We start from the raw sequence: 10,693 nt of genomic DNA, 5'->3' as shown, positions 1-10,693 counted from the left end.
TTCGGGATAGCGAAGGCATCACTTAAAAAAAAATACAAATGAGTAAACTACATTTCACCACCAAACATGCGAACGAGGCTACCGTTACACACAACTGGTATGTAATAGATGGTACTAATCAAACCGTTGGCCGTATGTGTTCTAAAATTGCAGCCGTTCTTCGTGGTAAGAACAAAGCCTATTACACTCCACACGTTGATTGTGGAGATTATGTGATTGTAATTAATTGCGAAAAGGTTAAACTGACCGGCAATAAAATGGATGAAAAAGTATATGACAACTTTAGTGGTTACCCCGGTGGCCGTAAAGAAGAAATTGCTAAAGATCTGTTGAAACGCAGACCAGAAGTAATCATCGAAAGAGCGATCAAAGGAATGTTGCCTAAAAATCGCCTGGGTCGTAAAATGTACAAAAAACTTTTTGTATACGCAGGTGGTGCACATCAGCACAGTGCTCAAAAACCAGCCGAATTAAAATTCTAAAATCCTATTTCTTGCAGGGGATTAAAAAAATAATATAAAGTAGACTATTTGAAGTTTTCATTTTCAAATTTTCAAATTTTTAAATTTTCAAATTAAATAAATGGAAAAGCAAAAAAACGCAGTTGGCCGTCGTAAAGAAGCTGTAACCCGTGTTTTCTTAAGCAAGGGAGATGGTAAAATAACTATCAATGGTAAGGATTATAAAAATTACTTTTCATTGGTTTACCTTCAGAACCAGGTAGAATCTCCACTTAAAGTTGTTGAATCAACTGACAAATTTGATATCGTTATCAACGCCCAGGGCGGTGGCATTAAAGGCCAGGCCGAAGCCGCTAAATTAGGCATTGCACGTGCATTGCTTGAAGTAAGTGCAGACTATCGTCCGGTATTAAAGGCAGCAGGCATGCTTAAGCGTGACCCGCGTTCTGTTGAGCGTAAAAAACCAGGTCGTAAAAAAGCAAGAAAGAGCTTCCAGTTCAGCAAACGTTAGGTCTTATCTCCGCTTCAACGGAGAACAAATGGCATTTCGTTTTAAAATTTTCAACTTTTCAAATCTTCAAAATATTACAATGGAAAATACTTCCTTACAACAGCAACTTCTTGAAGCCGGTGTTCACTTTGGTCACTTAAAAAAGAAGTGGAATCCAAAAATGTTGCCTTACATTTTTGCTGAGAAAAAAGGTATCCACATTATTGACCTGAACAAAACCGTAGAAGGTTTACAGGAAACAGCTGCTGCATTAAAATCTATTGCAAAAAGCGGTAAAAAAATAATGTTTGTAGCTACAAAAAAGCAGGCAAAAGAAATCGTTTCTGATTGTGCAAAGCGCATCAACATGCCGTACGTTACAGAACGCTGGCTGGGTGGTATGCTTACCAATTTTAATACCGTTCGTAAAAGTGTTAAAAAAATGCAGAGCATCGAAAAAATGCTGAACGACGGAAGCATTGATAATCTTACCAAAAAAGAACGTTTAACACTTACCCGTGACAAGGATAAGATGGAAAAAGTATTGGGCGGTATTGCTGCAATCAGTCGTGTACCCGCTGCGTTATTTTTAGTGGATATAGGCCACGAGCACATTGCACTGGCTGAGGCAAGACGTTTAAATATCACCACTTTTGGTATGGTAGATACCAACTGTGATCCTAATAAAGTGGAGTTTGCAATCCCTGCAAATGATGATGCAACCAAGTCAATCGCTATTATTGTTAACTATATTGCTGCTGCAATTGCAGAAGGTTTGGCAGAGCGTTTGGCAGAAAAAGATGACGACGATAACAGCAACGACAGCGATGAAACAGCAGAAGCTAAAGCTGCACGTTTTGAGCAAAAGGCAGATAGCAGTGACGATAGAAATAAAAGAGCAAGAGGAGCTGCACCAACTAAGCGTCGTGTACCCGGACCAAGTGCAGGTGGCAGAAGGCCCGCAGCCGGTGGTGGTAGTGGTGGACCAAGATAACAAAGAACACACACAGAAGATAATTTGTCTATTGTAAAATGACTGATCCTCTTTTTGTAATTCAGTTCTTTTTTAGTTCTTTAAATAAAAATCTTACAATTCTGTAAAAATTCATTTGTGTAAAAACGGGTGAATTTTTGTAGTTAAAAATATTATTATGAGCGCAACAATTACTGCAGCAGATATCAATAAGCTGCGCCAAACAACAGGAGCCGGCATGCTGGACTGCCGCAAAGCATTAACCGAAAGCAATGGTGATTTTGAAGCAGCCATTGACTGGTTACGTAAACAAGGACAAAAAATAGCTGCCAAACGCAGCGACAGGGAAGCTAAAGAAGGAGTAATACTGGCAAAAACTACTGCTGATCATTCAACAGGTATGATTGTTTGCATCAGTTGCGAAACTGATTTTGTTAGCAAGAATGCAGAGTTTGTAGCATTTGCTCAAAGTATTATGGATGCAGCAATTGAGCACAATGTACAAAGTGCAGAAGCGTTAAATGAAGTACAGATCAATGGTACAAAAGTATCTGAAATGATCAATGATAAATTAGCTGCCATTGGCGAAAAAATTGCTATTAAATTTGAAAGGGTGGATGCTGCGTATGTTGCTTCTTACATTCACGGTGCTAACCGTATGGGTGTGTTGGTAGGTTTTAATAAAGATGCTGTTGATGCTGGTAAAGATGTAGCTATGCAAATTGCTGCAATGAATCCGCTGGCCATTGATGAAAGCTCTATCGCCCCTGAAACAATTGCGAGAGAAAGGGAAATTGCCATTGAACAAATTAAAGCCGAAGGCAAGCCCGCAGAAATGGCTGAAAAAATTGCTATCGGTAAAGTAAATAAATTTTTTAAAGATAATACCTTACTGGCGCAGGCCTTTGTAAAAGATAACAGTAAATCTGTTGCCGATTACCTGAAAGGGGTAAATGCTGATTTAAAAATTACTGAATTTAAAAGAGTAGCATTAGGTTAATTACGCAAATATATTTTTGAAAAGCGAAACGAAAGTTTCGCTTTTTTTATGTCATTCATTCTTTAAATTTTATACAGACAGTATAAAAACTCTATCTTCGCAAGGCAAAAAAATCCTGCTTATGCTGCCAAAGTACAAACGAATTCTTTTAAAACTTTCCGGTGAATCTTTAATGGGCGATAAAAATTTTGGGTTAGACAGCAATGTGATAGCCAGGTATGCCAGGGAGATTAAAAGCATTACAGAGTTAGGGATACAAGTGGCCATAGTTATAGGCGGAGGCAATATTTATCGTGGTATGAACGAAGCTGAAACGGGCATTGAGCGGGCACAGGGAGATTATATGGGCATGCTGGCAACCGTAATTAATGGAATGGCTTTGCAAAGCGGTCTTGAAAAGGCAGGCGTATATACCCGTTTACAAAGCGCAATCAAAATGGAACAAATTGCCGAGTCATATATCCGTCGCAGGGCAATGCGACACCTTGAAAAGGGAAGGGTGGTTATATTTGGTGCAGGTACCGGCAACCCCTATTTTACTACCGATACGGCGGGCTCCTTAAGAGCAATTGAAATTAAAGCAGATGTTATTTTAAAAGGTACCAGGGTGGATGGCATTTATACAGCAGACCCTGAAAAAGATGCGAATGCCACCAAATTTGAAAACATTACATTTAATGAATGCATTAGCAAAAACCTGAAGGTAATGGATATGACTGCGTTTACTTTATGCATGGAAAACGAATTACCCATCATTGTTTTTGATATGAACAAGGAAGGAAATTTATTAAAAGTTGTAACAGGAGACAGGGTTGGTACCCTGGTAAAAGGTTAAAAAATAATTATAATAAAAAGCTTTCGCAGTAATACTGTAAGCTTTTTTTTAAAACTCATTCTGAATTTCTTTTATTATTTGGTATACCAGGTTATTCTTCCTTGTTGAATAACCTGGTATGTTTAACATAAATTTTCATCCTCTTTAAAACAAATTTTTCAACTTTGCTTTAGCGTGATTTTCGTCTTCACAAATTGTATATTACTGCAATTTATTTTCTAAAAATTAATCTCCATTTATATAAAAATTGAAAGCGTATTTTAAAGAATTCTTCATTGATGCAGCAGATATAAAATATGGATAATTTCGATAATCAAAGTTTAATAAACAAAATAAAATACCTGGTAGCAGAAAACGAAAGTTTGAAAGAAAGGATAAACGAATGTGAGTTTATTGCTGCCAGCAGGCAAAAAATAATTCAGGAATTAAAGCTGCAGATGAATGAAAACAGCGATGTAAAAAGCCGGCTTGATGAGCAGGTAATGGAATTAGAAAATTTACAGGTTTCGATAGATAAAATTATTGCTTTTAATCCCGGAAGTTTCCAGCCACATAGCCTGCGGAATGATTTGAGCCATCAGCTTATCGAACATCAGCAGCAATTTACTTACTTACAAACACAGCTATCCGATCTTCAATCCCAGTTACAGGAATTAAAAAACCGTAATCTTTTATTGCAACAGCAATCGGGCCGTGTTGCAGAGCTGGAAAGCCTGCTGGCTGATGCTGAACAGGAAAGAGATGAATGGAAAGTACTCGCAAAACTAAAAGAGTAAATTTACTGATCATTGCATATTTACTCCAATTTGCATACTTTAAGTTTCTAAATTTATTATATGAATTTTGAAACGATGAGTAAACAAAGAAAAATTATTTTAGGTGCTTCTGCAGTTGGCTGTATCGCTCTGTTTTTACCGTGGATAAACATATCATTTTTCGGCATCAGCAGCAGCTTAAATGGAATGCACGACAAAGGAATTTTAGTTTTTATTTGCTTTGTAGTTTCTGGTGTATTGACATATTCTGGAAACCGCACCAGCAACCTGGGAAAAACAAATTGGCTTATTGTTTTAATGGCAGGCGCATTGGCTACTTTTATTATGCTCTGGTATATTATTGATGACTCCGAAAGTTTTACCGGGTCTCTTTTCAACATTGGATTTTATCTTACTTTCCTTGCAGCCATTGTTGTACTGATTGCTGTTTATTTTTATAAATCTCCCGGCGACAGTATAAAAGCAGGAACCGATCATTTGAACAATAGTATCGAAACAAAAAGCAAAGAAAACTCCTTATAAAATATATTTGTTTTGTACAGAGGCTGTTTCAAAAGTACATTTCACACAAAGATCGCAAAGAATACCAAGTTACAGAAGTGTCGCAGTCAACAGGCAACCCTTTGTGTACTTTGTAGCGTTGTGTGAAATTTTATAACTTATGAAACGGCTTGTTTTTTGTTTGACTTAATTAGCAGAAATTTGCAAAAAAAAAATTACAATATGGATAGCATAGCTGAAATAAGGAAAGAGTACATGCTGAAAACATTAAACGAAAAAGATGTTGAACGCAATGCCATACAACAATTTGGTAAATGGTGGCAGGAAGCTACATCCAGTAAAATTGACGAGGTAAATGCTATGACCCTGGCTACTGCAACACCTAATGGTAAACCCTCTGCGAGGATTGTTTTGCTGAAGGGGTATGATGAAAATGGATTCGTTTTTTTTACAAATTACGAAAGCAATAAAGGAAAAGAATTGCAGGTAAACGCACAAGCCTGTATGGTATTTTTTTGGAAAGAACTGGAGCGCCAGATAAGACTGGAAGGAACAATTGAAAAAATAAGCAGTGAAGAAAGCGATGCGTATTTTTTATCAAGACCGCCTGGAAGCCAGGTTGGAGCATGGGCTTCTCCGCAAAGTACTGTAATATCAGGCAGGGAAGTGCTTGATGCAAACGTACTGAAATATACCCGGCAATTTGAACAAAATCCCTTACAACGGCCGAAACATTGGGGAGGCTATCGCCTGAAGCCGCAACTGGTAGAATTTTGGCAGGGAAGGCAGAGCCGTTTACATGACCGTTTACAATATACGATTCAGGAAAATAAAACCTGGAAAATTGAACGCCTTGCTCCGTAAATAAAAAATGATAATGGATAATTGCAGTTTTTAAAAAAAGCAACAACTATCCGTTATCAGCTGCTATTTTATCAGGCTTCCTTGGCCTTCGGCGTTACAATTTTTTTTGCAGGCTTTGATGGCCTTGATTTGCCAAAAGAACCTTTGGTGATTTTACCTTTTTTGGTTTTGATATCTCCGCGTCCCATAATATTTATTTTTTAATTTATTGAATAAGATGAAAAAAGCAAGACCGTAGTACGTCTTGCTTTTTAATGTGTTATGACAAACACTACAATTTACCTGACAGTTCTTTACCGGCTTTAAATTTGGCTACTTTTTTAGCTTTGATTTTAATAACAGCACCTGTTTGTGGGTTACGGCCATTACGGGCTGCTCTTTTTGATACAGAAAAAGTACCGAAACCAACTAAAGTTACTTTACCATTTCCTTTTAAAGTTTTTGTAACTGCTTCTACAAAAGAGTCTAAAGTTGCATTAGCTTGTGTTTTTGTAATGCCAGCATCTTCAGCAATTTTTGTAATTAATTCTGCTTTGTTCATAATTATATTTTTGAAATTAATTTAACTGCAACAAATATAAAAGCTTTTTCATTGCAACAAAATTATTTCTATCAAAATTTATTAGTAGTAAACCGCTGAAAACCATAAGGAATAAGGGATTTACGTATTTTGAAAACAACAAACCGGATTATTAAAATTTTGATGAAATGACAAAATTCAGTGTGGGCAGGGGTTTCAGAGGTTTACAACCTAAACAACCAATACCCGTGCGGTTTTCCCATTACTACACAAACAAATTTGTTTAAATAAAACCATCTTTTTATTTTGCACAATTAGTTAACAACCTGCATTAATGAACGAAACGCAATGAATTTATTGCCCCATTTATCAAATGCTTTTTGGCGCATAACAGCAGCAAATTTTTCTGTGTAAAAATTGTATTGTGCTTTACTTTCTGCATGGTATTGTATCGTATAGGTCGGTCCTTCGGAGTCATCTACTTCAAGCAGTTGTGCAATAATAGCATTGGTAAAACAACCGGTCGCAATAATGTCTGGTATGTGCTCTGCTTTTATCCAGTTAATCCAATCATTTTTTATGGCTGGATCTACTTTGGTAGTAACGTTGTAAATTATCATTGTGTTTTTTTTGGTCCTTCCACACTTTTTTTGAAAGAAATAAACTTAGTTAAAGTGCCGGTTAAAAGATGAGTGATTGTTTTACCGGTACTAAAAAGAATAAACAATAATACCCCATTTTACACCGGCTGCTCAGAGCTATCTTTGTACAAGCGGGTGACACAACAATGTTTAACAAAGTTGTTTAAGCCTGGACAATAATTGCTTTAATTTTTTATTTCAACGTAAACCGGGCAATGATCACTGTGTTTTACATCGGGATAAATGTCTGCACTTACCAGTTGATTTTTCAGGGCTTCTGTAACCGTAATATAATCTATGCGCCAGCCTTTGTTGTTTAAACGCACCGTGGGGAAACGTTGGCTCCACCAGCTGTAGCGATGGGGTTCTTTGTGAAATTCCCGGAAGGTATCTATCCAGCCACTTGCTAAAAATTTAGTCATCCATTCTCTTTCCTGCGGTAAAAATCCAGATGAATTTTTATTTCCTTTCGGGTCATGAATATCTATTTCCTGGTGAGCAATATTATAATCGCCGGTTAAAATTAATTTGGGGTATTGCTTTTTTAATGTGTTAACCCAGTCATGAAATTCATTCAGCCAAACATATTTAAAAGCCTGTCTTTCCTCACCCGAAGTACCCGATGGAAAGTAAGCATTGATTAAACGGATATCGCCAAAATCTGCCTGTATTATTCTGCCTTCGTTATCGCTGGAAGGAAGGCCGCAACCAATCACTACATTATCAGGTTTTATTTTTGAGAAAATAGCAACACCGCTATAGCCCTTTTTTTGCGCACTAAACCAATGATGATGAAAACCCAGTTCATCCAGTTGTTTAAAGTCCACATCATCTTTAGTGGCTTTTGTTTCCTGCAGGCAAATGATATCGGCGGGATTGGTTTTAAGCCAATCTATAAAACCTTTTTTAAAAGCGGCACGGATGCCATTTACATTGTATGAGATGATCCGCATGAGGTTTAATTTATTGTAGTTTATACATTCAAGGTAAGCATTTGTTATTTTACTTTTCCTCCAACCGGAAAAGTAAATCCCAGGTTCAGAATCATTTCATAAGTGCCAAAAGCATGTTTGGCTGTGCCTTCATACACTTTTAAATTGGAGTAACGGGCATAATCTAATTTATTACAATATTCTAAGTAAACATAATTAAAAAACGTAGCCCGTACAGCACCCTCAATGCCCATGTTCCAGCCACCAAACTGAAAACCCGATTTATTGGAATTACCGAAAAACCTGTTTTCAACATGAGGAATAACCGGCCCAACTCCCGCTTTGGCTAACAAATCAATCTTTATTTTTTCATTGTCTGTCATGTACCACTGCCAGCGTTTAACAACATTAAACAACAAAAAATTAGCGCCGTTATTGAGGTAATAATAAAAGTCAGGATGCTGAAAATTTACCATGGTATCAACAGTTCTTTTGTTGAGCGTTCCTTTAATCCTGGCTTGCTGATCGGCAAAAATAAATTTAGTATGATCAAAATTTATCTCAAATGCAATACCATTTTTCTTATCTACAAAAAGGCCAATGCGGTAGTTATATTGCGGTATTGAAAGGGCTTTGGTAAACAAACCTTCATCCCATCCGGGATGATCATGCCCGTGGATGTTTACAAAACCATAATGATTGCCAAGCGATGGCTGATCTATTTTAACACTACTGTTAGTGTACCATTCTTTATTATATCCCCAGGAAAAATAGAATTCTTTTTTTCTTTCGTTCTTTTTGTTTTGGGCGAAGGCAGAAAAGTGAATAACACATAACACAAAAATGAAGGCAACAGATTGGATTAATAATTTTTTAGTCATTTAATTTTACTTTCTAATGATGTTGCAAAAATAGGCAAAAAAGAAAATAATTTTGTTTGAATTATTACGGATGAAGGTATTTTAAATGCCGTGGTGGCATCATTAAATGTTACATACAAAAGTAATGTACAGATTGTGACAATGTTAGCCTTCACCAACTAGAACTTAACTATCCTGAGCCAAATATGTATTTTAATAGCACATTTGGCTCAGGATATATTTAAAATTATAAGCCAAATCTATTAAATAAATGTACTTTTGGCTTAGGATAATTATCATGACAAACATAAATATTATAGGAAGAGAGGAGGAAAAGGCACTACTGGAAGGCATTTTAGCAAATGGTATTGCTGATTTGGCAGTTGTATATGGACGCCGGAGAATTGGTAAAACATTCCTTATACACAATTGTTTGCAAAAACATATTTCTTTTGAATATTCTGGTATACACAATGTAGATACTTCGGTGCAGCTAACCGGTTATTGCCAGGCATTGGCAAAGCAGTTAAATAATAATATTGATTTGCCTGTTACAGTTGACTGGTTTGCTGCTTTTGATTTAACAGCAAAACTGATGCAGAAAAAATTGCGCCGAAAAAAAACAGTATTATTTCTGGATGAATTTCCGTGGATGCAAACGCCCAAATCAAATTTTTTAGCAGCCTTTGAACAATTCTGGAACACCTGGGCAAGCAGGCAAAATAACCTGGCCATTATCCTTTGCGGTTCCGCCGCCAGCTGGATGATACAAAATGTAGTTCGCAATAAAGGTGGATTACACAACCGTATTACACAAAAAATTGCATTGCAGCCTTTTACCTTGTATGAAACTGAAGCTTTTTTAAAGAGCCGGAATGTTCAGTTGAACCGTTATCAGGTAACGCAATTGTATATGGCTTTTGGCGGAGTGCCTCATTATTTAAACCAGGCTTCTGCAGGACAAAGTGCAGTGCAGATTATAGAAAAAGCGTGTTTTACTAAAAGCGGGTTTTTATACAATGAATTTACTGATCTGTACAAGGCTTTATTTGATGCTGCCGACCGGCATTTTAAGGTGATAAGGGCATTGGCGGCAAAACCAATGGGTTTAAGCCGCAATGAAATTATAAGGGTGTGTAAATTACAAAGTGGCGGTAGTACTACTAATTTGCTGGAAGAATTATCTGCTTCAGGTTTTATTACTCCATATATACCCATGGGAAAAAAAATGAAAGACAGTATTTATAAACTTACCGATGAGTACTCCATATTTTATTTAAAATTTATGGAGCCTAACCGCGGCGGCAGTAAAGGTACCTGGGCACGGCTAAGCGATACACCTGCCTGGAAAAGCTGGAGTGGTTTTGCCTTTGAAAGTATCTGCAGCAAGCACATCCCGGCGGTGAAGATAGCGCTTGGAATTAACGGCATTTATAGTGAAACATCTATTTGGAAAAGTAACAGAAACAGCAGCAGTGACGGGGCACAAATTGACCTGGTAATTAACCGGAGGGATAACTGTATTAACCTGTGTGAAATAAAGTTTTACGAAAATAAGTTTTCGCTGGATAGAAAATATGCTGCGGCATTGCAACAAAAGAAAAATATTTTCAGGCTGGAAACAAAAACCAACAAACACCTCTTTATCACGCTTATTACAAACATGGGCATACAGCCTGATGAAAACAGTATTGGATTAATTGATCAATATATTTCCCTGGATCAGTTGTTTGTTCCCTGGCAAAAAGAAGGATAATATCCTGAGCCAAAACTATGGTTAAATGGTTAGTTTTGGCCCGGGGTGCGAAATGCCCTGTGTGCTTTATTTATTGATTACACT

14 protein-coding genes are annotated in these 10,693 nt (G+C 36.9%); 9 read left to right on the top strand and 5 right to left on the bottom strand.

All coding sequences use genetic code 11. From position 1 onward, the window contains the following. Positions 1 to 38: 38 nt before the first annotated feature. The 8 genes from rplM to pdxH all read left to right on the top strand — a co-directional run bounded on the left by rplM (position 39) and on the right by pdxH (position 5,900). The gene (gene rplM / locus H7254_RS19005) at positions 39 to 482 is read left to right on the top strand and encodes a 50S ribosomal protein L13 (RefSeq protein ID WP_301924477.1); all 444 of its coding nucleotides are present in this window, start codon (positions 39 to 41) and stop codon (positions 480 to 482) included. A gap of 100 nt (positions 483 to 582) precedes the next feature. After that, positions 583 to 972, top strand: a complete 390-nt coding sequence (rpsI, locus tag H7254_RS19000) for a 30S ribosomal protein S9 (protein WP_301924476.1) — start codon at positions 583 to 585, stop codon at positions 970 to 972. Between the two features lie 79 nt (positions 973 to 1,051). Beyond that, positions 1,052 to 1,945 carry a 30S ribosomal protein S2 gene (gene rpsB / locus H7254_RS18995; protein ID WP_301934473.1) on the top strand — a complete coding sequence of 298 codons (894 nt, stop codon included), beginning with the start codon at positions 1,052 to 1,054 and terminating at the stop codon, positions 1,943 to 1,945. A 157-nt stretch (positions 1,946 to 2,102) separates the two neighbouring features. Beyond that, the gene (tsf, locus tag H7254_RS18990; protein ID WP_301934472.1) at positions 2,103 to 2,924 is read left to right on the top strand and encodes a translation elongation factor Ts; all 822 of its coding nucleotides are present in this window, start codon (positions 2,103 to 2,105) and stop codon (positions 2,922 to 2,924) included. A 121-nt stretch (positions 2,925 to 3,045) separates the two neighbouring features. Continuing rightward, positions 3,046 to 3,759: a UMP kinase gene (gene pyrH / locus H7254_RS18985; protein WP_301924473.1), complete on the top strand. Its 714-nt coding sequence runs from the start codon at positions 3,046 to 3,048 to the stop codon at positions 3,757 to 3,759. Positions 3,760 to 4,055: 296 nt separating this feature from the next. Continuing rightward, positions 4,056 to 4,535 (top strand): hypothetical protein, encoded by a 480-nt coding sequence (locus H7254_RS18980; RefSeq protein WP_301934471.1) that lies wholly within the window; start codon positions 4,056 to 4,058, stop codon positions 4,533 to 4,535. 60 nt (positions 4,536 to 4,595) lie between these two features. Next, on the top strand, positions 4,596 to 5,057 hold the full coding sequence (locus H7254_RS18975; RefSeq protein WP_301934470.1) for a hypothetical protein: 462 nt from the start codon (positions 4,596 to 4,598) through the stop codon (positions 5,055 to 5,057). A gap of 201 nt (positions 5,058 to 5,258) precedes the next feature. Further along, positions 5,259 to 5,900: a pyridoxamine 5'-phosphate oxidase gene (pdxH, locus tag H7254_RS18970; RefSeq protein WP_301934469.1), complete on the top strand. Its 642-nt coding sequence runs from the start codon at positions 5,259 to 5,261 to the stop codon at positions 5,898 to 5,900. Positions 5,901 to 5,971: 71 nt separating this feature from the next. Here the strand turns inward: pdxH and H7254_RS18965 are convergent, their stop codons facing one another. From H7254_RS18965 to H7254_RS18945, 5 genes are all read right to left on the bottom strand, one after another. Next, positions 5,972 to 6,088 carry a 30S ribosomal protein THX gene (locus H7254_RS18965; RefSeq protein WP_301934468.1) on the bottom strand — a complete coding sequence of 39 codons (117 nt, stop codon included), beginning with the start codon at positions 6,086 to 6,088 and terminating at the stop codon, positions 5,972 to 5,974. Positions 6,089 to 6,171: 83 nt separating this feature from the next. After that, positions 6,172 to 6,441: an HU family DNA-binding protein gene (locus H7254_RS18960; protein ID WP_301934467.1), complete on the bottom strand. Its 270-nt coding sequence runs from the start codon at positions 6,439 to 6,441 to the stop codon at positions 6,172 to 6,174. A 293-nt stretch (positions 6,442 to 6,734) separates the two neighbouring features. After that, positions 6,735 to 7,040 carry a DUF4286 family protein gene (locus tag H7254_RS18955; RefSeq protein WP_301934466.1) on the bottom strand — a complete coding sequence of 102 codons (306 nt, stop codon included), beginning with the start codon at positions 7,038 to 7,040 and terminating at the stop codon, positions 6,735 to 6,737. A gap of 206 nt (positions 7,041 to 7,246) precedes the next feature. Beyond that, positions 7,247 to 8,014: an exodeoxyribonuclease III gene (locus H7254_RS18950; protein ID WP_301921564.1), complete on the bottom strand. Its 768-nt coding sequence runs from the start codon at positions 8,012 to 8,014 to the stop codon at positions 7,247 to 7,249. 44 nt (positions 8,015 to 8,058) lie between these two features. Continuing rightward, positions 8,059 to 8,874: a hypothetical protein gene (locus tag H7254_RS18945; protein WP_301934465.1), complete on the bottom strand. Its 816-nt coding sequence runs from the start codon at positions 8,872 to 8,874 to the stop codon at positions 8,059 to 8,061. Positions 8,875 to 9,151: 277 nt separating this feature from the next. Between H7254_RS18945 and H7254_RS18940 the strand changes: the two genes are divergently transcribed. Continuing rightward, positions 9,152 to 10,609, top strand: a complete 1,458-nt coding sequence (locus tag H7254_RS18940; RefSeq protein ID WP_301934464.1) for an ATP-binding protein — start codon at positions 9,152 to 9,154, stop codon at positions 10,607 to 10,609. Positions 10,610 to 10,693 lie beyond the last annotated feature (84 nt).

It is taken from the genome of Ferruginibacter sp., assembly GCF_014377975.1.
In the GTDB taxonomy this organism is placed as follows: Bacteria; Bacteroidota; Bacteroidia; order Chitinophagales; family Chitinophagaceae; genus Ferruginibacter.
The sequence above is the reverse complement of the archived record's forward strand: the minus strand, read 5'-3'. Positions and strand labels throughout refer to the sequence as shown.

Excerpts from the sequence above, each read along its gene's own strand:
- rplM (WP_301924477.1), top strand. The coding sequence starts at position 39 with ATGAGTAAACTACATTTCACCACCAAACATGCGAACGAGGCTACCGTT.
- rpsI (WP_301924476.1), top strand. The coding sequence starts at position 583 with ATGGAAAAGCAAAAAAACGCAGTTGGCCGTCGTAAAGAAGCTGTAACC.
- rpsB (WP_301934473.1), top strand. The coding sequence starts at position 1,052 with ATGGAAAATACTTCCTTACAACAGCAACTTCTTGAAGCCGGTGTTCAC.
- tsf (WP_301934472.1), top strand. The coding sequence starts at position 2,103 with ATGAGCGCAACAATTACTGCAGCAGATATCAATAAGCTGCGCCAAACA.
- pyrH (WP_301924473.1), top strand. The coding sequence starts at position 3,046 with ATGCTGCCAAAGTACAAACGAATTCTTTTAAAACTTTCCGGTGAATCT.
- H7254_RS18980 (WP_301934471.1), top strand. The coding sequence starts at position 4,056 with ATGGATAATTTCGATAATCAAAGTTTAATAAACAAAATAAAATACCTG.
- H7254_RS18975 (WP_301934470.1), top strand. The coding sequence starts at position 4,596 with ATGAATTTTGAAACGATGAGTAAACAAAGAAAAATTATTTTAGGTGCT.
- pdxH (WP_301934469.1), top strand. The coding sequence starts at position 5,259 with ATGGATAGCATAGCTGAAATAAGGAAAGAGTACATGCTGAAAACATTA.
- H7254_RS18965 (WP_301934468.1), bottom strand. The coding sequence starts at position 6,088 with ATGGGACGCGGAGATATCAAAACCAAAAAAGGTAAAATCACCAAAGGT.
- H7254_RS18960 (WP_301934467.1), bottom strand. The coding sequence starts at position 6,441 with ATGAACAAAGCAGAATTAATTACAAAAATTGCTGAAGATGCTGGCATT.
- H7254_RS18955 (WP_301934466.1), bottom strand. The coding sequence starts at position 7,040 with ATGATAATTTACAACGTTACTACCAAAGTAGATCCAGCCATAAAAAAT.
- H7254_RS18950 (WP_301921564.1), bottom strand. The coding sequence starts at position 8,014 with ATGCGGATCATCTCATACAATGTAAATGGCATCCGTGCCGCTTTTAAA.
- H7254_RS18945 (WP_301934465.1), bottom strand. The coding sequence starts at position 8,874 with ATGACTAAAAAATTATTAATCCAATCTGTTGCCTTCATTTTTGTGTTA.
- H7254_RS18940 (WP_301934464.1), top strand. The coding sequence starts at position 9,152 with ATGACAAACATAAATATTATAGGAAGAGAGGAGGAAAAGGCACTACTG.